Origin of the sequence: Corynebacterium suranareeae, from assembly GCF_002355155.1 — a bacterium.
GTDB lineage: Bacteria > Actinomycetota > Actinomycetes > Mycobacteriales > Mycobacteriaceae > Corynebacterium > Corynebacterium suranareeae.
Genome location: NZ_AP017369.1, coordinates 1,397,335 through 1,419,875, shown reverse-complemented (window position 1 = coordinate 1,419,875; position 22,541 = coordinate 1,397,335). Strand labels below are relative to the sequence as shown.

Here is a 22,541-nt window from a genome sequence, read left to right as displayed (position 1 = left end):
TCCTACCGGTTTATGCCCCTGATGTAACAATTAGTTAGTCAAGCTTGGCTTGACGCCTGCCTCGAATCACTGGCACAGCGGTAACTGACACTGCAATGAGGATTCCTAGAACACTTAAGGCCGTGGCAAATAGTGGTGGCACAACGGAGAAACTCACCGCACCAAAAGCAACGGCACTGGCCCAGGTGTAAAGCACAAGCACCACTCGTCGGTGGGTGTGCCCAATCGATAGCAACCGGTGATGCAGGTGCATTTTGTCTGGAGCGAAGGGGGACTCTCCCCTACCTACGCGTCTGACAACCGCCATGACGAGGTCTAGGAGCGGGATGGCAACGGCGGCCAGCACGACGATGATCGGTGAAATCAAAGCGATAATATCGGCAGTTCCATACAAGCTCATATTGATTTTGCCAGACGCTGATGTTGATGCCGCCGCGAGCAACAACCCGATGAGCATGGATCCCGAATCGCCCATGAAGATTCGGGACGGCTCGAAATTATGTGGAAGCACACCGGCACAGATTCCCACCAAGGCTGCTGCGATTATGGCGGGTGGATAGGCCGACACTGCGCCATTTTGGTCGAAAAGAATGGTGAGGGAAAACAGTAAAATCGCTGCGCCAGCAATCATTCCAACACCAGCACTGAGCCCATCTAGACCATCGACAAAATTCAGCGCGTTAATTAACGCGACAGTGAACAAAGATGTCAAGACTGTTGACTGGACCTGATCCAGCAACAACGTGGTTCCCCCACCAAAAGGCATATACAGAATCGACCATGTGAGTCCCAATAAACTCATGGTCACAGCACCACATATTTGGCCAACCAATTTGGTTATTGCGTCCAGATCAAAAAGATCGTCCAATGCGCCCACAACAACGATGACAAAGCCCGCCCAAATAACGGCATTCATCTCTGGTGTGATGGGCATAAAGCCTCGTGTCAAGGCAGGAAGCTGGTCCGCAAGGAACACTGCGCCGAGAAATCCACTGAACATCGCCACGCCGCCAAGACGTGGTTTGGGAATGATGTGGACATCTCTTTCCCGGATCTCATTGAGGCGACCACTTTTAACCATGACGGTTCTAATGATCCCCGTGGTGAGATACGTGATGGCGGCTGCAACTAGGATCACCAATCCCAATTCGCGCAGCGGGATTCCCGCGAAACCGACTCCCATTTAGCGCAGGCTTTCTGCCGTTACTCCAAGCACTTCGCCAACGCGTTCTGCACTAATAGCTCCTTCACGCAAGATCTTTGGAGCAGCACCGGAAATATCTACGATGGTCGATGGTTTGCCGATTGCGCATTCACCGCCATCAAGATAGACCGCGACGTTTTGGTTAAGCTGCTGACGCGCTTCCAATACCGTAGAAGGTGGGGTGTGTCCAGAAATATTCGCGGAAGATACTGCCATGGGTCCGGTTTGACGCAGCAACTCAATAGCCACGGGGTGTAGAGGCATGCGCAGCATCACGGTGCCGCGTGTATCGCCAAGATTCCACGGCAGGCTAGGCGCTTGCGCAGTGATAATGGAAAGGCCACCTGGCCAAAATGCTTCCACCAGCGCTTTGGCTTGCGCAGTGTAGCTGTGCACAAGCCCTTGGATTGTGTCCCAGCTGCCCACTAGGACAGGCACAGGCATATCTGGTCCGCGGTGTTTGGTTGCAAGCAGCTTGGCTACTGCCTCATTGTTGAAGGCATCGCAGCCAAGCCCGTAAAGGGTATCCGTGGGAAGGACAACGAGCTGACCGGCCTTGACCGCATCGACAGCCGCCTTAAGGCCTGCTGCGCGTGAGTCTTGGTCGGCACAGTCATAAATTCTGCTCACTGTTTTGCTCCTGTAATTGGTGTACGGATGTTTTTAAAATTTTACAAAGTCACAGTTTACGCGCTGTAACAAACCGCGCTGTGCCGGTGAGATCATTTAGCACCTCAATGGCTTCAAATCCTCCGTGTTGCCGGAAGACTTCTTGGACGGCTTCGGAAGTCGAATCATCGTGTTCAATGCCTACTACCCCATCTTCACGCAATAAATTGAAAACAAGGTGGATCATTTCCTTGATCACGTCCATGCCATCAGCGCCACTAAACACAGCCATGTGTGGATCTTGATAGACCTCCGGATCCAAATCATCAGATTCCGGAACATAAGGCGGATTAGAAACCACCATGTCAAACGTGCCGTGAAGCTGCGACAACAATGTCGGATCAGTGACATCACCGTGAATAAGGTGCACCTGCGGGGCGAATTCATCAAAGTTTTTCTGCGCCCACGTAGCTGCCCCCGGATCGAGCTCGACAGCGTAGACGGTCGCGTCGACAAGCTCATGGGCGATGTACGTGGCAAGTGCGCCGGACCCGGTGCACAGGTCAATAATTCTTTGCTTTTCGACGCTTCCCCGCACCTGCCGCACGGCCCAGTCCGCGAGCACCTCGGTTTCCGGGCGCGGGATAAACACACCCGGGCCCACGTGCAAATCAAGCGGTCCCATGGGCGCGGTGCCCAAAATATGCTGCAGTGGCTCGCGCTTTTCGCGACGCGCAATCGCTTCGGCAAACCCCTCTGGGACCTCATCGCGCATGCGCAACGCCAAATCAAGCTGACCGCACCCCAACAGATGCGCCGCAATTAAACGAGCATCAACAAGTGGCGACGCCACCCCCGCCCTTTCCAGGGTGGCGGTGGCGTCGCGCAAAGCTTCCCCAAGGGTTGCCATTTAGCTCTCGGCCTCTAGACGTTCAGCACGCTCAGCGGCCTGCAACGCGGTGAACAGATCATCCAATTCACCATCGAGAACGGAATCCAAGTTATTAGCCTTAAAACCGATGCGGTGATCGCTGATGCGGTTTTCTGGCCAGTTGTAGGTGCGAATGCGCTCAGAGCGGTCCATGGTGCGAATCTGCGCAGCACGTCCGGTAGCAGCCTCAGCAGCAGCTTCTTCTTCCTTCATTGCCTGCAAACGCGCAGCCAACACCTGCATTGCGCGGGCACGGTTTTGAATCTGAGAACGTTCCTTCTGACAGGTCACCACCAAACCGGTTGGCAAGTGCGTAATACGCACAGCCGAGTCAGTGGTGTTAACTCCCTGTCCGCCCTTACCGGAAGAACGATAAACATCGACGCGAATATCCTTCTCATCGATCTCAACATCCTCAACCTCATCAGGTTCTGGATACACCAGCACACCCGCAGCAGAGGTTTGAATACGTCCCTGAGATTCAGTCACCGGCACACGCTGCACACGGTGCACGCCACCTTCAAACTTGAACTGGCTCCACGCACCATCACGAGACGGCTGACGTGAACGAATAGACAAGGTGATGTCCTTGACGCCACCGAGATCAGATTCCGCAGAGTCCAAAACCTCCACGACAAAGCCGTGCTTGTCCGCAAACTTTTGGTACATGCGCAGCAAATCACCGGCGAACAACGCCGCCTCTTCGCCACCGGCACCAGCTTTGATTTCCATGACGATGTCTTCACCATCATGGGGATCACGCGGCGCTAGAAGATCAGCAAGCTTTTCTTCCAACTCCACGACTTCGGCCTCAAGGCGCTCAGCCTCAGCCTGAAACTCGTGGTCCTCATGAGCCATTTCACGCGCTGCTTCAAGATCATCCTGAGCAGAAGTGAGTTCACGGTGCACATTGATAATTGGCTGCAGCTCTGAGTAACGCTTTCCTACTCGACGCGCCGCAGCTGCATCATTGTGCAACTCTGGATCAGCCATTTGCTGCTCCAGGCCGTGATACTCCGCCAAAATATCATCAACTGCAGATACCTGCGATGCCATTAGGAGTAATCCTCCTCTTTTTCAGTACCCGCCATCGGCGCACTAGAAGCAACCTGCATGAGGAATTCCGCATTGGACTTGGTCTTCTTCAGCTGCTTGATCAACAGATCAATAGCCTGCTGATTATCAAGCGCAGACAAAATACGACGCAGCTTGTGCATGATGCGAGCCTCATCAGGGTTCAGCAGCAGCTCATCCTTACGAGTACCCGAAGGATTAACATCCACAGCTGGGAACACGCGACGCTCAGAGATCTTACGATCCAGCTTCAGCTCCGCGTTACCAGTGCCTTTAAACTCCTCGAAGATCACAGTGTCACCAGCAGAACCAGTCTCCACCATGGCAGTTGCGATGATGGTCAAAGAACCACCATTTTCAATGTTTCGAGCAGCACCCAAGAAACGCTTCGGTGGGTACAACGCATTGGAATCCACACCACCGGACAAAATACGTCCCGATGCAGGCGAACTGTTGTTGTAGGCACGACCCAAACGAGTAATGGAATCAAGTAGGACGACAACGTCTTGGCCCTGCTCCACCAAGCGCTTTGCACGCTCAATGGCCAGCTCAGCAACAGCAGTGTGCTCTGATGGTGGACGATCAAACGTCGACGCAATCACTTCACCGTTAACAGAGCGCTGCATATCGGTAACTTCTTCAGGACGCTCATCAACCAGCACAACCATGAGGTAGCACTCAGGGTTGTTCGTAGAAATGGCATTAGCAATATTCTGCAAGATCGTAGTCTTACCAGCCTTAGGTGGCGACACGATCAACGCACGCTGTCCCTTACCAATAGGCATGATCAAATCGATCACACGAGTGGTCAGGATCTTCTGCTCAGTTTCCAAACGCAAACGCTGGTTCGGGTACAGCGGAGTCAGCTTGCCAAACTCAGGGCGATTACGAGTCTCTTCAGCTGGAAGCCCATTGACCATTTCCACGCGAACCAAGTTGTTGTACTTGTGACGGTTGCGACCATGGTTATGGTTGCCACCACCCTGGTTCATACGGACCTGGCCCTCAATGGCGTCACCAGAGCGCAGTCCCATGCGACGGATCAGCTGGTTGCTCACAAACACATCAGACGGTGCAGCATGGTAACCAGTGGTACGCACGAATGCTACGTTGTGATCAACAATGTCCAAAATGCCCGCTACCTGCTGCAGCTGCTCTTCCTGGTAGTTGTTGTCACCATCGTTGTTGTCGCGGTTGTCCCTGTTGTCGCGGTTGTCATTGCGTCCACGACGGTTGCGGCGTCCGCGACGTCCACGACGATCATCGTTGTCGTCGTTGCGGTCGTTGCGGTCGTTGTTCCGGTTGTTGCGATCATTTCGGGAACGGCGATCATCATTGTTGCCGTCATTTGCGTTCTCTGACGCATCAGCGTTGTTGGACTGCGCGGAATCATCGGCCAGATCGCTGTTGTCGCGATTGTCTCGGTTATCCCTGTTGTCCCTGTCGCGGTAGTTGCGATTGTTTCTGCGATTTCCGCGCTCACGACGATTGTTGTTGCGGTTGTTGTCGTCGGAGTTGTCAGAGCTGTTGTCACCGTTATCGGCGCTGTCGTTGTGAGCACGAGTTTCCTGTGCTGACTCGGATGCATCTTCAGCTGCTGGGGTGTTTACTGAGGTGTTCTCGGTCTCAGTTTGTGTGCTGTCAGTGCTGTCCCCATCGCGATGGATTTGGCGCTGACGATTACGGCGAGCACGACGTGCAGCAGAACGAGACTCGAAGCGATCATCGCCTTCTTCGCCCTGGTTCTGGTTTCCATCTTGCGCAGAAGTTGCTTCTTGTGTTGCCACTGGCAATTCTTCCTGTGCTGCAGCCTGGGACTTAGGCTGCTGTGCAGGTGCCGCAGGTTCAGGAGTGGTTGCAGAAGTAGTTACGCGTCGGCGTCCACGACGGTTAGGCGCAGCTGGAGCTTCTTCAGCGGCTTGTGCGGGAGCTTCTTGTGTCTGCTCAACCGGCTGTGTGGTGGCTGCAGGTGCTGAGGGTGCCGTATTCTCTGCTGGCTGTTTGGCACTTGTGCGTGCCGGAGCTTTCTTAGCGGAAGTCTTTTTCGCAGCAGCGGTTGGTTTTCCTTCACGAGCTGCTGAAATGGCGTTGATCAGATCGCCTTTACGCAATGCCGAAGTCCCCTTGAGTCCAAGGTCGGCAGCAATTTTGCGCAGATCCGGCAGTCGAAGGGCGGTCAGTTCACCCTGATTCGCTGCGGTGTTGTCTGTGGTTGTCACAGATTTCCTTTCATTGCAGTTCAGACCAAGTAGTAGTGAGATACCCGTTTGTCATAAACGGGTGAAAGATCTGGCTGAACTCGGCTTCTGTGTAATTGAACGTGACACCCAGGTGGTGGTCGCACATGCGAATTGTCTACGCACGAATAAACGATCGCGCAGGATGACACAAAATACGAAGTTGACTCAACTATTACGCACAAAACGCATAAAAGTGTGTTTTCTTCCAGACCGAGATGTGACTTTAAGAACAATAGAGGTTTTCAAAGCACACACCCTCCGGGTGCCCCTTTAAGAAATTTCCAGTCATACGGGATAATAATGATCCCGCTGCACGATAATTTGTACGTTTTCCTGGGAATTTATGTGCACCGGGAAGCAGTTCCCGGCCTTGGTGGGTAATTCTAGCGCATTGGGTGGGCATATGTCTCATTCCCCTCCCTAATTGCTCCTCATTTAGTAAGGCGCCCGGGGGAATTTCGGTCGAACACTTCACGTAACCAACTTCCACCATTAGATTTCTCCAACCTCAACGTCGGCATGTGGGAGATAAGTAAGTAGGACTCTTAGCAACATCAGCCCACACTCCAAAAGGGAATGAATGTGCGAATATTCGTTCTAAAACTGCGGCGAAACTCGCAAAGTGATCGAATTTTTGCACCATACCGACCTCTCCATGCAAATATTCGTTCGATTTACCAAACTCGCCGCCCGCCTGGAACGAATCCTTGATCAGCAAACTTCCAGGTTTCACATCTACCCCACTAGCCACAAAATGAACACCCTCCAGAATCGTTTTTAAGCGCCCAAACGAGTCCCACCCATACTTTGACTCATTGGCGGAATTTCAACCCTTTAAATCGGCTACTTTCCCATTGCTTGCATCTGACTCATTGCACACTCCATATCCAACGCTATTGTTGATTGCATGCTCAGCACGATGCAGGACGTTCCACTGTCTCTCACCCGAATCCTCGAATACGGTTCCACTGTGCACGGTGAAACTTTGATCACCACGTGGGGCGGTGCCGATGGCCTTGAACAATCACAGCAAACGTTTAGTGCTGTCGGGGCCAGGGCTGCAGCACTCGCACATGCACTGCATGATTCTTTAGGCATTACAGGTGATCAGCGTGTGGCATCGATGCTGTATAACTGTGCAGAACACATGGAAACAATGTTCGCTGTGGCCTGCATGGGTGCGGTGTTTAATCCGCTGAATAAGCAGTTGATGAATGATCAGATTTCTTTCATTCTTAACCACTCGGAAGCTGAAGTTGTCATTGCCGACCCCCGAATGGCGGAGCAATTGGGCGAGGTATTGAAAGAAGTGCCGAAGGTTCGTGCTGTGGTGTTCATTGGCCCGAATGATTTTTCGGCTGCAGCAGCTTTTATGCCAGAAACCGTAAAGCTCTATTCCTATGAAGCACTTCTTGATGGCCGGTCCACTGTTTATGATTGGCCTGTTCAAGATGAGCGCACAGCTGCTGCGATTTGTTACTCCACTGGTACATCCGGACCTCCTAAAGGTGTGGTGTATTCTCACCGCTCGCTTTATCTGCAGTCTTTAAGTCTGCGCACCACTGATTCTTTAGCAGTTGAGCACGGTGAGACATTTTTGTGCTGTGTTCCCATTTATCACGTCTTAAGCTGGGGCGTTCCATTTGCAGCATTTATGTCAGGTACTCCCCTGGTGTTGCCGGGGCCAGATCTTTCGGCTCCGACATTAGCGAAAATTATTTCTACGACCCTTCCGCGCGTGGCGCATGGTGTGCCAACGCTGTGGATTCAGCTCATGGTTCACTATTTGAAGAATCCACCAGAGCGCATGTCGTTGCGTGAGCTTTATGTGGGCGGTTCCGCTGTGCCACCGATTGTGATCACCATGTGGGAGCAGCGTTATGGTGTCGATGTTGTGCATGTGTGGGGCATGACGGAAACGTCTACGGTGGGAACTGTCTCGCGCCCGCCGTCTGGTGTTTCGGGTGAAGCTCGGTGGAGTTATCGCGTTTCCCAGGGACGTTTCCCAGCGTCGTTGGAGTATCGCATTGTTAATGATGGCCAGGTCATGGCGTCCACGGACCGCAACGAGGGTGAAATTCAGGTTCGTGGGCCGTGGGTTACGGCCAGTTATTTCCATCCTGATGTTGAGAAGGAAGGCGGGGTTGCCTCCACATTCCGTGACCAGGATGTCGAGGAGCTCGATGAACTGTTTACCGCCGATGGATGGCTGCGGACCGGCGATGTTGGTTCTGTCACGTCGGATGGATTTTTGACAATTCAAGACCGTGCACGTGATGTTATTCGTTCTGGTGGCGAGTGGATTTACTCCGCACAGTTGGAAAATCTCATCATCGCTACGGAAGAAGTTGTTGAATGTGCGGTTATCGGGTTCCCTGATGACAAGTGGGTGGAACGCCCGCTCGCCGTCACTGTGCTGTATCCGGGCATTGAGCGCACGCGGGAAACTGCCGAGCGTTTGCGTGATCATTTGCGTGATCGTCTGCCCAACTGGATGTTGCCGGAGTATTGGACTTTTGTGAATGAGGTAGACAAGACCTCAGTGGGCAAATATGACAAGAAGGATTTGCGGGAGCATCTTCGCAATGGCGATTTCGAGGTGATTAAGCTTAAAGGCCCAGGTGAGAAATAACTCTCCTATTTATTCCGGCTTTTACTGGCTTTATTCGACTGCGCTTTCTAGGATGGGCTAGAAGATGACTACTCGCCTATTTCTTTCACCGACGCCCCCACGCCAAGAGCGGGAGGAGGCGTCGAAAAGCATTGCTACCAGCATCAAACATGATGCATATCTGCCGCGCCAGGTACCTGAAGACCTTCCGGCCGCGCAGGCGGACGGACGTCGCGTTCTGGTTGATCGATTTGGGCGCATTGCACGCGACCTGCGGGTGTCGCTGACTGATCGCTGCAACCTGCGCTGCACATATTGCATGCCGGCAGAGGGGCTTGAGTGGTTGCCTACCGAACAGACGCTTGACGACGCCGAGGTGCTGCGTCTCATTCGCATTGCGGTGGTTAAACTGGGCATTCGTCAAATTCGTTTTACTGGCGGAGAGCCTTTACTGCGCAAGAATTTGAAGGATATTATCGCGGGCACTGCAACACTTCTAACCGATGAAGGTGAAAAAGTCCGCATCGCGCTGACCACCAACGGCCTTGGTCTGGATAAGAAAATCGCGGGTTTGAAAGAGGCAGGCCTTGACCGGGTGAATATTTCACTCGATACCATTGATGCGCAACGCTATATCTCTTTAACTAGGCGCGATCGACTGTTTGGAGTTTTAAGCTCCATTGACGCTGCTGTTTCTGCAGGTTTACATCCGGTGAAAATTAACGCCGTTGTCATGCCTGGAGTCAATGAAGTAGATATTGTGCCGTTAGCCGAATACTGCCTTTCAAAAGGTGCCCAATTGCGGTTTATTGAGCAGATGCCGCTGGGGCCTCGTGAACAGTGGAAACGCGGCGATATGGTGACCGCACAAGAAATTCTGGACCGTCTTGGAACTCAGTTTGATTTAACTCCCGCCAAAGAACCCCGTGGAGCTGCGCCAGCTGCATTGTGGAATGCCGTGGATAAAACCAACCCTGAGATCGCTGGAAAATTAGGCATTATCGCATCTGTTACACACCCATTTTGTGGTGACTGCGACCGATCGCGTCTCACCACCGACGGCACGATTAGAAACTGCCTGTTCTCCCGCACTGAAACACCTCTGCGCGATGCCATGCGTGAAGGCGCTAGTGACGATGAACTTGCAGACCTCTGGGCTGGTGCAATGTGGGAGAAAAAACCAGGCCACGGCATTGATGATGAAGGTTTCTTACAGCCTGATCGCCCCATGTCTGCCATCGGTGGCTAGAGCTTTCTTAAGGCGTGAGCAAATATTTAAAGTGAAGGGACATTCTAGGTGGCACAAAACCGTAGCGTTGATGAGTATTTAGTTGCTTTGATGGACAGCACCACACCGCTTGATCCAGTAGAAATTCCAAGCATTAACGCTTCTCACCTTAGCCATCTAGCTGAAGATGTTGTAGCCACACTGCCGATTCCTAAGTTTGACAATTCTGCCGTGGATGGTTATGCGATCTTAAAAGAAGATATTCACGGAAGTGGTCCGTGGACCTTCTTGGTCGGTGGTGATACTGCGGCAGGTGCTGCGCCAGTAAGAATTAACAACGGCAAAGCAATCCGTGTGATGACAGGCGGGCCGATCCCACCAACTGATAAGGAGCTTGTGGTAGTTCCGGTGGAATTAACCAATGCCCCGGCAGATCACAGTCTGCCTGATGAAATCACAATCAATCAATTACCAGCGAGATCAAACAATATCCGGCTAAAAGGAGAACACCTCCAGCCAGGAGATGTAGCTGTTTCCGCAGGTACACCCTTAGATGCCGGCACTATTGCCGCAGTAATTTCGGTCGGTGCGCCTACAGTTTCAGCACACCCTGACCCAAAAGTTGTGGTAGTTACTACTGGCGATGAACTAGTAAAAGACAATCCTTGGGGTATTCCCAACTCCAACGGTCCGATGCTTATCGCAGAGCTTAAACGCTTAGGTGTAGTTAATCCGCAGCATGTTCATTCCGATGATAATCCAGAAGCGCTCGAACAAACCTTTGACAAGGTGGCTGAGGAATTTGATCTGATCATTACCGTTGGTGGGATTTCAGCGGGAGCATTTGATGTAGTCAAGGCTGTTGGTACTAAAGCAGGTGGATTTGAGTTCTTAACCCTAGCGATGAAGCCCGGTAAACCCCAAGGTCATGGGCACTGGAATGGCACGAAAGTGGTGTGTCTGCCAGGTAATCCCGTAGCCGCATGGGTTAGTTTCAACCTCTTTGTTGTGCCAGTGCTAAAAAGATTGGGGGGTGGAAAGAGGGTGGCGTCGATAAGCGAACTTCCGCTCGTCTGGCTTTCCTCAGCTCGCGCGCTAGGCGCCCGGGAGGGCATGGTGTTCGCGGTTCCGGTAACAATTGATTGGGCGACGCGTACTGCCCATTCCGTGGAGCACCGCTCCCATATGGTTGGTGCTTTGGCTGGAAGCGATGGGCTGGCGCTGGTGACAAATCCTATCGCTGAGGGCGAGCACGTTCAGGTTTTGTTGAGGCAAATCTAGATGAATATCATCATTCTTGCGGGTGGCGAGGGAAAACGCATGGGCGGTGTGAATAAAGCTGCCGTGGAGGTAGATGGTCGTTCGCTGCTTAATATTTTGCTGTCTCGGCTGGATCCCAAAGATCAAATTGTGGTGGTCTCCCCTGCCAAAATTCCTGGCGTTCGGACAGTGTGCGAGGATCCTCCGTTAGGTGGGCCGGTAGCAGGAATTGCTGCTGGATTTGATGCGTTTGGGACGAGTGATGAGTTCACCGCTGTCCTGGCCGTTGATGCGCCGTATTCTGCAGAAATGCTTCCCGCGCTCTCCTTGGACATTGGTGAGGCGGATGTGGCTGTGACGTTAAGTCAAGATGGATGGGTGCAACCGCTTTGCGCTTTGTGGCGCACGCAAAGCTTGAAGCTGGCGTTAGACAGCATGGGAGAGACCAGAAATCGACCAGCAAAAGCGTTGTTGAAGCAAGTAACCCACATTATTGAAGTCAAAGGAAATGGCTCTGAAAAAGACTACGATACGGTCGCTGAGCTGCAAAGTTTAGGTGAAGTTTCGCTCCCTGACGCCGACTAATTTTCCCGGCAGTGACAGATGTCTCTGAAGTTTTCTGTACACTAAATCACATTCCACACCTTGGAATAGAGCACGTAAAACTCACGCTGCTTTTACACCAACGAAAATGAATGAGGTTTAGACTCCGTATGGAGCCTCCTGCACGATCTATCTGGCCTGTCCACACTTTTTCTTCCAAAGTGTTGAGGCAGGTGAAACCTTGTTAACAGCTATTTTGTCTTTGCTTGCCGGATTGGTGATCATTGGGGCGATCATCATCCTCAACGGATTGTTCGTGGCCCAAGAATTTGCCTACATGTCCGTTGATAGGAATGAGCTGCGTACTTTAGCAGATTCCGGTGATAAAAAAGCTCAACGCGCACTCAAAATCACAAACCGTACATCGTTCATGCTCTCTGGAGCTCAGCTTGGTATTACCGTAACCGGCCTGTTGGTTGGTTTTGTTGCAGAGCCTTTAGTGGGCAACGCATTGGGTGTCATGCTCGGTGGCGTAGGAATTCCAACCGCGGTTTCTATTTCTGTGGGCACCATCTTAGCTCTGGCTATTTCCACCATTGTGCAGATGATTTTTGGTGAACTTTTCCCTAAGAACTATACCATCGCTGCCCCACTGAAATCTGCTCTGGCACTTGCACCTTCGACCACCTGGTATCTCAAATTAACTGGCTGGTTGATTAAATTTTTCGATCTCTCCTCAAACGCCCTCTTGAAGTTGCTGCGAATCGAACCGGTGGAAGATGTAGATTCCTCAGCCACTACAAAAGATCTCCCCCACATTGTTGCTTCCTCTAGGGACAGTGGTGATTTGGATGATTCCACGTCACTGTCATTAGATCGTCTTTTGGATTTTCCCACCCATGATGTGGGCCATGCGATGATTCCGCGGTCGCGTGTGGGTGTGGTTGATCCTGACACCACCATCAACGAGGTCCGATCTCTCATGGCTGTTGCGCATACGCGCTACCCTGTCATTGATGAAAACCACGTGCCAGTCGGTGTGATCAGCCTGCTTGATATTTTGGGCACTGAAGTTTCCACTGAGTTTTCCACCGAGTTTTCCACCGTGGTTTCCAATGACACTCCAGTAACTGAGCTGATGTCTAAACCAGTCGTGGTTCCAGAATTTATGTCACTGCCTGATGTGGTCACAGAGCTTCAAGATCGTGAGGAGAAACTTGCCTGCGTGATTGATGAATATGGCGGGTTCATTGGCATTGTCACCCTGGAGGACTTGGCAGAAGAAATCCTCGGCGATGTCACCGATGAGCACGACACTGAATCCACAGAAGAAATCACCCCCACCAGTGTGGATGAATGGTTAATTGATGGTGACACTCCTGTAGATGAGGTCGAACGAGCCATTCGCCATGATCTTCCCGAAGGCGATTATGAAACTATCTCTGGGCTGTTGTTCGATCGCGCTAATTCTCTGCTTAGTGCAGGTGACGTGGTAGATATTTCCCTCGAGCTAGAACCCGATGATTACCTCAACAGCTCCGCTCCGACGCAGCGGCTTTTGCGCATCACTGTTTTAGACGTGGAGCGAAATGTGCCGTCCAAATTGGCACTGAAATTAGTTGAGCTAGACCAGCCTGTCCAAGAGGAGACCTCCTAGATCATGATGCATTGGTATGTTGCTTTGCCCGTCACCATTGTGCTCATTGTTTTATCCGCATTCTTCGTGATCATTGAGTTCGCACTTCTCGCAGCTCGCCGAAATCGCCTGGAAGACACTGTTGAAACATCCAGGTCCTCCAGAGCTGCCCTGCGCAGCCTCAACGAATTGACCCTCATGTTGGCCGGTGCCCAATTGGGCATCACCGTGGTCACTTTTGCACTCGGAGCGATCACCAAGCCATGGGTCCACCACGCAATGATGCCGTTGTTCGAGCTTGCCAATATCCCGCTGGTGGCAGCCGATATCATCGCGTTTATTTTGTCCCTGTTCATCGTCACATTCCTGCACCTGGTTATCGGCGAAATGGCACCAAAGTCCTGGGCGATTGCACACCCCGAAACCGCTCTTCGAACAATCGCGCTTCCCGCCCGAGGTTTTATCAACCTCCTTCGACCCTTGCTGCAATGGATCAATAAAATGGCCAATGCCTTGGTCCGAAAAGCCGGCGAAACACCTATCGACCGTGCTGCAGCTGGTGGCTATGATGCCGATACGCTGCACGCCCTTGTCGAGCACTCCCACAAAACCGGCGCCCTCGACGCACGATCCGCCACACAAATCAGTGGCATCATTGCGCTTGAGAAAACAACGGTCAGCCAGATGCTGCGCACCCCCTTTGAACCGTTGCGCGCCACCGCCACGGTTGCACAGGTTCAAAGCACAGCGAAGCGTTCCGGGAATTTACGAGTGCTTATCGACGCCCCCTCCCACTCAATCCCCCACGTCATCCACGTGCGCGACACTTTGGATGCAAGCAAGGACGCCCAGGCTTCAGCTTGGTCTAGGCCAATTCTGACCGTGTCAGAAAACACCACCATCCAAGAGGCACTTGAACTCATGCGAGCTGAAAACGAACAAATCGGCGCCGTTGTGTCAGCCGATGGTGAAACCATGCTTGGTGTGATTTCTTGGGATGACATGCTCAAATACGTCTGGCCGGTGGCAGGTTAGAAGCTGGCGATTGGATTGATTACAGAGTAGTGAACTTAGAGACGCTCAAAAATCTGACCCAGAAGTGGGCATACCACTCCGAGCGCATCGCGCACACCGCCGGAAGAACTCGGTGCATTAACAATCAAACTAGCGGTGGAATCCCGCGCTGTTAGACCGACCAATCCCCGTGATAATCCGGCCTGCGCGGTATTGGATAATCCGGAAAACAAAATCTGAGTCATCAAGCCGGGCAGTTGGGTATCGATAAACGGCTCTGTTGCCTCTGGAGTTCGGTTCCTAGGGCCTACTCCTGTGCCACCGATGGTGATTATCACGCGGTCCCGGCGCGCCACCGCTTTGGTGAGCTCTTGGTGGACGGATTCGTATCCTTCTTCCACGACTGTGAAATAGGAAATTTCAATGCCTGCTTCTTTCAGTAGTTCGGTGGCAATGGGTCCGGCTTTGTCGATTCTTTCGCCCGATTTAATCCGATCGGACACAACAATGACGCAACCTTGAAGGTTTTTGGTCTGTACGGGCATCACTTTCTCCTCAAGCGGGGGTATTTAATCCCCCTTTTCCAGTTTAAATATTTTTTCCGTTTTTCAAATGTTGATATAAACACAAATGCAACTACCTGCATAAAGCAATTTACGACACATTTATGTTACTTAATTAAGTACGGGTTTTACCGTTTAAAAAATAGACAAGCCCAGGTCAGAGCTGTTATCTTAAGAGTTATCACAGCCATTGGACGGGCTTGTTGGAAAGCCCTTCCACATAACCATGAAGAGGCATAACGTGACGCAACTCAACACCAAAGGCGTTGTTCTTCAAGGGTGGGATCCAGAAGATCCTGAACATTGGGACTCGAAAATAGCATGGCGAACCCTCGCAATAACGACCTTCTCCATGATCATCGGGTTTTGTGTTTGGTATCTAGTTTCAGCCATCGCTCCCCTATTAAATCGCATCGGTTTTGATCTTTCAGCAAGTCAGCTTTATTGGCTCGCTTCTATCCCTGGACTAGCCGGCGGACTCATCAGACTGATTTACATGTTCCTGCCACCGGTTCTTGGAACCCGCAAGTTGGTCGGAATTTCTTCCTCACTATTTTTAATCCCTATGTTTGGATGGTTCCTAGCTGTCCAAGATGCTGACACTCCCTATTGGTGGCTGTTAACTCTTGCTGCCTTAACCGGTATCGGTGGCGGCGTGTTCTCTGGCTATATGCCATCTACCGGGTATTTCTTCCCTAAAGCTATGTCGGGAACTGCGCTCGGCGTGCAGGCAGGTGTCGGAAACTTAGGTGTTTCCCTGATTCAGTTCATGGGGCCCTGGGTGATGGGTTTCGGCCTGCTCGGCATTGGGTTCCTTACCCCACAGCGCACTGAGGAAGGCACCACAGTATTTGTCCACAATGCCGCGATCGTGCTGGTTCCATGGACAATTCTTGCAGCAGTACTTGCCTTCCTTTTCCTCAAAGATGTGCCCGTTACAGCTAACTTCCGCCAGCAGATTGATATTTTTGGCAATAAGAACACGTGGATCTTATCTGTCATCTACCTCATGACATTCGGTGCATTTGCCGGTTTTGCCGCTCAGTTTGGCCTGATTATCAACAACAACTTCGGCATCGCATCTGAGATGGCAGAGTCTTATCCTGCTGAAATGCTTCACGCTGGTGCAACCTTCGCGTTCCTTGGACCACTCATTGGTGCTTTAGTCCGCGCTGCATGGGGGCCGTTGTGTGATAAATACGGCGGTGCTATCTGGACCTTTGTCGGTGGCATAGGCATGATCATCGCTACTGCAGCAGCTGCGATCTTCTTGTCTAAGGCTGAAACTCCCGATGATTTTTGGCCATTTTTGTGGTCCATGCTTGCTTTGTTCTTCTTCACCGGTCTTGGCAATGCCGGAACTTTCAAACAGATGCCCATGATTTTGCCTAAACGCCAAGCTGGTGGCGTGATCGGCTGGACAGGTGCTATTGGTGCCTTTGGTCCGTTCGTCGTCGGTGTCTTGCTCTCTGTTACTCCTACCGTGGCGTTTTTCTGGGGCTGCGTGGTGTTCTTCATCATTGCCACTGCTTTGACCTGGATTTACTACGCTCGCCCGAACGCTCCATTCCCGGGATAAACCGAAAGGCCAATCCATGACTACAACTACTCAGTCTCAGTCAGACAAGATCAATCCGCTCTTTAAGCTCGGCAGTTTCTTAAGAAAAGGAAAAGTCGGTTCAGAAGGCCAACAAATTTTCCTCCAGGGTGGACGTCAAGCAGATGTGTTTTATCGTAATCGCTGGGCTTTCGATAAGGTCGTTCGTTCTACCCACGGTGTGAACTGCACCGGTTCTTGTTCCTGGAAGGTCTACGTCAAAGATGGCGTGATCACGTGGGAATCACAGGCGGTTGATTATCCCACTACCGGCGCTGACATGCCTGATTATGAACCTCGCGGCTGCCCTCGTGGTGCATCATTTTCTTGGTACACCTACTCGCCTACCCGCATTCGTTACCCATATGTGCGTGGCGTGTTGGTTGATATGTACCGCGAAGCTAAGGAGCGTCTAGGCGACCCAGTGCTTGCGTGGCGTGACATTGTAGAAACACCTGAAAAACGCAATGCCTATGTCTCTCAACGAGGCAAGGGTGGATTGATCCGTGTGCAATATGAAGAGGCCATGGAAATTGCTGCCGCAGCCCATGTGTACACGATCCGCCAGTATGGACCAGACCGCATTCATGGATTTACTGTTATTCCGGCAATGTCGCAGGTGTCCTATGGTGCAGGTACCAGGTTCTTGCAAATGATCGGTGGCGTAGCTCTGTCCTTCTACGATTGGTACGCAGACCTCCCACCGGCATCGCCGCAAACATTTGGCGATCAAACAGATGTCCCAGAATCTGGCGACTGGTACAACTCCAGCTACCTCATGATGTGGGGTTCTAATATCCCTGTTACCCGCACACCCGATTCCCACTTCATGGTGGAGGCTCGCTACAAGGGCACCAAGGTTGTTGTTGTCTCCCCTGATTTTGCGGATTCCACCAAGTTTGCTGATGAATGGGCTCGCATTCACCCAGGCACAGATGGTGCTTTGGCTTTTGCCATGGGGCATGTGATCTTGAAAGAGTTCCATGTCGATAAAAAGACTCCATACTTCATGGATTACATGCGCAAATACACCGATTCCCCATTCTTGGTGGAATTGGATGAACGTGGCGATGGCACCTATACCCCAGGTAAATTCCTCACAGCTGATCGCGCTTTAGATATTTCGCCTGACCTTGCAGCTACCCCAAATGCCACTCACCGTCTGTTGGTCTTGCAAAAAGACGGCTCTGTTGTAGATCCTGGTGGCACAGTTGCTGACCGTTGGGGTGAAGAAGGCATGGGTAAGTGGAATCTGCGCCTAGATGGTGTGGATCCAGTAATGACCATTGCAGATGTTCAGACAGATACATCTAGCGCCGAAGTCTTATTCCCTCGCTTTGATCTTCCAGCATCCGAATCGCAGGAAGGACCGGTCGGTGCGGGCACCATTAGCCGTGGAGTTCCCACCATCACGCTAAACGGCCGGAAGTTCACCACGGTCTTCGACGTGTTGCTTGCCCACTACGGTGTCAACCGCGAAGAGCTGAATCTTCCTGGTGAATGGCCGAAGGATTTCCAAGACCCAGTCATGGGTACTCCTGCATGGCAAGAGGAACTGACTGGAGTTCCAGCAAATCAGGCGATCCGCTTGGGTCGTGAGTTTGCGCAAAATGCTGATGATTCCAAGGGACGTTCCCAAATCATCATGGGTGCTGGTGTCAACCACTATTTCCATGCTGATTCCATTTACCGCACCTTCTTGGCACTGACATCTATGTGTGGCACTCAAGGTGTTAATGGTGGCGGTTGGGCTCACTACGTTGGCCAGGAAAAGCTACGCCCTGCTAACGGTTGGGCACAATATGCTTTTGCCACAGACTGGCAGCGTCCACCTCGTCAGATGATCACCACCGGTTTCTACTACCTGACAACTGATCAGTGGAGGTATGACAACACCCGCGCTAACCGTCTTGCCTCCCCTCTTGCTAATCGTGGCACAGTGGGCGACAAGATGACCGCGGATACGTTGATCGAATCAATGAAACGTGGATGGATGCCATCCTTCCCACAATTCAACCGCAATCCACTTATCTTGAGCCAAGAGGCACAAGAAAAGGGTGTATCTGTATCTGACCATATTGTTCAGCAACTAACAGATGGCGATCTGCAGTTTGCGTGCGAGGATCCAGATGCACCAGAAAACTGGCCACGCATTTTGCTCAACTGGCGCACAAACCTCATGGGCTCTTCAGCCAAGGGCACAGAGTTTTTCCTCCGTCATATGTTGGGTGTGGATTCTGATGCCACTGCGGAAGAAAACGCACCAGAGGATCGACCAAGTTCCATGGTGTGGCGGGATAAGGCCCCGGAAGGCAAGCTTGATTTGATGCTGACCACGGACTTCCGCAACACGTCCACCACCTTGGTCTCGGATATCGTGCTGCCGGCAGCAACCTGGTATGAAAAGCATGATCTATCCACCACGGATATGCACCCATTTATTCACTCCTTCAATGCGGCGATCAACCCACCATGGGAAACCCGCACTGACTGGGAAGTTTTCCACGATCTAGCCAAGGAATTCTCCTCTCAGGCAGCAACGTGGTTGGGCACCCAAACCGATGTGATTACCGCACCGATTGCCCATGACTCCCCTGATGAGCTGAATATGCCTGGCGGTATCGTGCCAGATATCGATGAGGTTGGTCTTATTCCAGGTAAAACCATGGCAAAGATCATCCCCGTGGAGCGCGATTACTCCAAGGTCTATGAAAAGTGGACACACTTGGGACCACTCACCGCCAAGGCGGGAACGGGTACGCACGGCACTGCCTTTAACGTGACTAAGCAGACTGAGGAGTTGGCGCTGATCAACGGCACCTCCATGACTGAGTCTGCCGGTGAACGGCCACGGCTTGATTCAGCGGTCAAGGCCATTGAGATGATTTTGCACTTAAGTGGTGTATCCAATGGTGAGGTTGCTGCGGAAGGTTTCAAGAACCAGGGCGCTCGCGTGGGCACAGACATGATGGATCTCATTGCTGATCATGAAGGCACGCGGATTAACTGGGACATGGTTAAGGAACGCCCCGCTGAGGTGATTACGTCACCTGAGTGGACAGGTTCAAAGAAGGACGGGCGTCGCTACACCGCGTTTTCCATCAACCTTGAATACGACAAACCATGGCACACTCTGTCTGGTCGCATGCACTACTACTTGGATCACGATTGGTTTATTGATTACGGCGAGCAATTGCCTATCTTTAGGCCACCGTTGGACAAGATCCATATCAATGGTGAAGTAGGCCCCGGTCAATCAGTTACCGGCAGTGATGGTGAACCGGAAGTAACCGTGCGTTACCTCACCCCGCACAACAAGTGGTCAATTCACTCGCAGTACTACGACAACCTGCATGTGCTGTCTATTTCACGTGGTGGCCAGGTGATTTGGATGTCTAATAAGGACGCAGAAAAGCTCGGCATCGCGGACAACGATTGGATCGAGGCTTATAACCGCAACGGTGTTGTCTCTGCCCGCGCTGTTGTCTCCCACCGTATTCCTGAAGGCACCGTGTTTATGAACCACGCTCAGGAACGCACTGCTGGTACGCCACTGAATGAAAAGTCAGGTCGACGTGGTGGTACCCACAACTCTCTTACTCGAATCATGATTAAGCCGGTCCATGTTGCCGGTGGCTACGGCCACTTAACGTATGGCTTCAACTACATCGGACCAACAGGAAACAACCGCGATGAGGTCACCAGAATTCGTCGCCGCTCCCAGGAGGTGCAGTACTAATGAAGGTCATGGCTCAGATCGCGATGATCATGAACTTGGACAAGTGCATTGGCTGTCACACGTGTTCTGTTACGTGTAAGCAGGCATGGACCAACCGTCAAGGAACGGAATACATTTGGTTTAACAATGTGGAAACCCGCCCGGGTGTGGGATATCCACGTGGCTGGGAAGATCAGGATAAATGGGAAGGCGGCTGGGTTCGCACGAACTCCGGCAAGTTAAAGCCCAAGGCTGGTGGCCGTATCAAGAAGCTGGCTACCATCTTCCATAACCCAAAGCTGCCCACCATTGAAGATTATTACGAGCCGTGGACATATGAGTACGACAAGTTGCTGTCTGCTCCTGCGGGTCAGAGAACCCAGCCTACGGCGCGTCCTGTGAGTCAGTTGGATGGGCGTCCCATAGATAAAGTCGAATGGTCCTCTAACTGGGATGACAACTTGGGTGGATCCACAACCACGCTGGATCAAGATCCCGTGCTGGAGAAAATGAATCTCACGGTGCAAAAAGAGATTGAAGATTCCTTCATGTTCTATTTGCCCCGCATCTGTGAGCACTGCCTAAACCCAACGTGTGTGTCGTCGTGTCCTTCAGGTGCGATGTACAAGCGTGCTGAAGACGGCATTGTGCTGGTTGACCAGGATCAATGCCGTGGTTGGCGCATGTGTGTGTCAGGTTGCCCGTACAAGAAGGTTTACTTCAACCACAAGTCGGGCAAGGCCGAAAAGTGTACGCTGTGCTATCCGCGCCTCGAGGTCGGGCAGCCTACCGTATGCTCGGAGACCTGCGTCGGCCGTCTGCGCTATTTAGGTGTTTTGCTTTACGACGCCGACCGTGTCGCTGAAGTCGCCGCCACGCCAAATGAACAGGACTTGTTCGAAGCCCAAAAGACCCTGTTCTTAGACCCACACGATCCACACGTTGTGGCTGATGCCCAGCGCAACGGCATCCCCCACTCCTGGATTGAAGCGGCTCAGAATTCACCAATTTACGATCTCATCTTCAAATATGAGGTTGCCCTACCGCTGCACCCTGAGTACCGCACCTTGCCCATGGTTTGGTACATCCCGCCGCTAAGCCCCATCGTTGATGAGGTCACCGCATCCGGCAACGACGGTGAAAACCATAAGATCTTGTTCACCGCGCTGTCCACCATGCGCATTCCTTTGGAGTATTTGGCAGGCCTATTTACTGCTGGTGATACCAGACCGGTGGAGAAATCCTTGCGTAGGCTTGCTGCTATGCGTTCCTATATGCGCGATATCAGCCTCGGAAACGAACCGCAGGAAGAAATCGCGGAGGCTGTCGGCATGACGGGCAAGGTGATGCAGGAAATGTATCGCATTTTGGCCATCGCAAAGTATGACGATCGCTATGTCATTCCAACGGCATCCCCAGAAACTCCGCGCGGAATTTCTTCCCTGGATCCGTTCGGTGATGTCGATCCTGCACACGCTACTGAGCAGCTCAATGTTGGTTTGGGTGAAGGTGCCCCAGAGGCATGTGGCACGGGAGCCCCCATCGGCAAGGTCAGTCTGACCTCATGGAATGTTGGCGAACGCCCCGCAGCAATGTTCCCACCACGGAAGGACTAGGAACAATGCGCACACATATCGGGAACGTTCCTGATCATTTTGTCCCAAAGATCTCCATGACAGAAGAGCAGCGCCGACTGGTCTTTATGTTAAATAGCCTGCTTTTGGATTATCCAGAGGAGGGATTCGTCGATAAGCTAAATGCCGTCGAGGCACAGCTAGATGCCCTCCCGCTCCCCGTCGCCGCGCACGTGATCGAGTTTTTAGATGCCGCGCGCATCGCGGGGCCGCGAGCCATGCAGGAAGCCTACGTGGAGACCTTTGACCAGCGCCGACGCTGCTCGCTGTTTCTCACCTATTACGCGGTCGGCGACACCCGCCAGCGTGGCACGGCGATCCTCGCCTTCCGCCAAACGCTGCAGCAACTCGGATTTGAATCCGAGCGCGACGAGCTGCCCGACCACCTTTGCGTCGTGCTTGAGGCCGCAGCACTTGCCGAACCTTCGCTTTTCGACGCCGCCACCGAAGTTCTCGCCGCCCACCGCGACGGCATCGAGGTCCTGCGCTCCGCACTCGAAGGTCTAAACTCGCCCTACCGGTACCTGGTGACCTCCCTATGCCAGGCGCTACCCGAGATCGATGAAGAAACCGCCGAGAGCTACCTCGAACTAATCCGCAGCGGTCCACCAGCAGAAATGGTGGGCATCGGCATCCCACTTCCCTTCCCCACCTCACAACCGGACAATCACTAGGACAC

Annotated in this window: 16 protein-coding genes; 10 read left to right on the top strand and 6 right to left on the bottom strand. The window is 52.3% G+C overall.

The features are described from left to right. Window positions 1-34: 34 nt before the first annotated feature. Genes N24_RS06710 through rho form a run of 5 tightly spaced genes read right to left on the bottom strand, consistent with a single transcriptional unit; the run spans window position 35 to window position 6,037 of the window. Window positions 35-1,183: an MraY family glycosyltransferase gene (locus tag N24_RS06710; protein ID WP_096455452.1), complete on the bottom strand. Its 1,149-nt coding sequence runs from the start codon at window positions 1,181-1,183 to the stop codon at window positions 35-37. After that, window positions 1,184-1,834 (bottom strand): L-threonylcarbamoyladenylate synthase, encoded by a 651-nt coding sequence (locus N24_RS06705; RefSeq protein ID WP_096455450.1) that lies wholly within the window; start codon window positions 1,832-1,834, stop codon window positions 1,184-1,186. 49 nt (window positions 1,835-1,883) lie between these two features. After that, entirely contained in the window at window positions 1,884-2,723 is an 840-nt protein-coding gene (prmC, locus tag N24_RS06700; RefSeq protein WP_096455448.1) for a peptide chain release factor N(5)-glutamine methyltransferase, read from the bottom strand. Beyond that, window positions 2,724-3,800 (bottom strand): peptide chain release factor 1, encoded by a 1,077-nt coding sequence (gene prfA, locus N24_RS06695; RefSeq protein WP_096455446.1) that lies wholly within the window; start codon window positions 3,798-3,800, stop codon window positions 2,724-2,726. After that, a complete protein-coding gene (rho, locus tag N24_RS06690; protein ID WP_096455444.1) occupies window positions 3,800-6,037 on the bottom strand; it encodes a transcription termination factor Rho in 2,238 nt (745 codons plus the stop codon). The genes prfA and rho overlap by 1 nt, the downstream gene beginning before the upstream one ends. A gap of 928 nt (window positions 6,038-6,965) precedes the next feature. Between rho and N24_RS06685 the strand changes: the two genes are divergently transcribed. The 6 genes from N24_RS06685 to N24_RS06660 all read left to right on the top strand — a co-directional run bounded on the left by N24_RS06685 (window position 6,966) and on the right by N24_RS06660 (window position 14,371). Continuing rightward, entirely contained in the window at window positions 6,966-8,690 is a 1,725-nt protein-coding gene (locus tag N24_RS06685; RefSeq protein WP_096455442.1) for a long-chain fatty-acid--CoA ligase, read from the top strand. Between the two features lie 64 nt (window positions 8,691-8,754). After that, the gene (gene moaA / locus N24_RS06680) at window positions 8,755-9,918 is read left to right on the top strand and encodes a GTP 3',8-cyclase MoaA (protein ID WP_096455440.1); all 1,164 of its coding nucleotides are present in this window, start codon (window positions 8,755-8,757) and stop codon (window positions 9,916-9,918) included. Between the two features lie 48 nt (window positions 9,919-9,966). After that, window positions 9,967-11,178 carry a molybdopterin molybdotransferase MoeA gene (locus N24_RS06675; protein WP_096455438.1) on the top strand — a complete coding sequence of 404 codons (1,212 nt, stop codon included), beginning with the start codon at window positions 9,967-9,969 and terminating at the stop codon, window positions 11,176-11,178. After that, on the top strand, window positions 11,179-11,742 hold the full coding sequence (gene mobA, locus N24_RS06670; protein WP_096455436.1) for a molybdenum cofactor guanylyltransferase: 564 nt from the start codon (window positions 11,179-11,181) through the stop codon (window positions 11,740-11,742). Window positions 11,743-11,941: 199 nt separating this feature from the next. Further along, window positions 11,942-13,357 carry a hemolysin family protein gene (locus tag N24_RS06665; protein ID WP_096455434.1) on the top strand — a complete coding sequence of 472 codons (1,416 nt, stop codon included), beginning with the start codon at window positions 11,942-11,944 and terminating at the stop codon, window positions 13,355-13,357. Window positions 13,358-13,360: 3 nt separating this feature from the next. Then, on the top strand, window positions 13,361-14,371 hold the full coding sequence (locus N24_RS06660) for a CNNM domain-containing protein (RefSeq protein WP_096455432.1): 1,011 nt from the start codon (window positions 13,361-13,363) through the stop codon (window positions 14,369-14,371). A gap of 35 nt (window positions 14,372-14,406) precedes the next feature. On the opposite strand, the gene N24_RS06655 is transcribed toward N24_RS06660, so the two are convergent. Next, window positions 14,407-14,895, bottom strand: a complete 489-nt coding sequence (locus tag N24_RS06655) for a MogA/MoaB family molybdenum cofactor biosynthesis protein (protein ID WP_096455430.1) — start codon at window positions 14,893-14,895, stop codon at window positions 14,407-14,409. A gap of 259 nt (window positions 14,896-15,154) precedes the next feature. Between N24_RS06655 and N24_RS06650 the strand changes: the two genes are divergently transcribed. Genes N24_RS06650 through narJ form a run of 4 tightly spaced genes read left to right on the top strand, consistent with a single transcriptional unit; the run spans window position 15,155 to window position 22,536 of the window. Further along, on the top strand, window positions 15,155-16,492 hold the full coding sequence (locus N24_RS06650) for a nitrate/nitrite transporter (protein WP_096455428.1): 1,338 nt from the start codon (window positions 15,155-15,157) through the stop codon (window positions 16,490-16,492). Between the two features lie 16 nt (window positions 16,493-16,508). Next, window positions 16,509-20,249, top strand: coding sequence for a nitrate reductase subunit alpha (locus tag N24_RS06645; protein ID WP_096455426.1), 3,741 nt, complete (start codon window positions 16,509-16,511; stop codon window positions 20,247-20,249). After that, window positions 20,249-21,844 (top strand): nitrate reductase subunit beta, encoded by a 1,596-nt coding sequence (gene narH, locus N24_RS06640; RefSeq protein WP_096455424.1) that lies wholly within the window; start codon window positions 20,249-20,251, stop codon window positions 21,842-21,844. The genes N24_RS06645 and narH overlap by 1 nt, the downstream gene beginning before the upstream one ends. Window positions 21,845-21,849: 5 nt before the next feature. Further along, entirely contained in the window at window positions 21,850-22,536 is a 687-nt protein-coding gene (narJ, locus tag N24_RS06635) for a nitrate reductase molybdenum cofactor assembly chaperone (protein ID WP_096455422.1), read from the top strand. The last annotated feature ends 5 nt before the right edge of the window (window positions 22,537-22,541 follow it).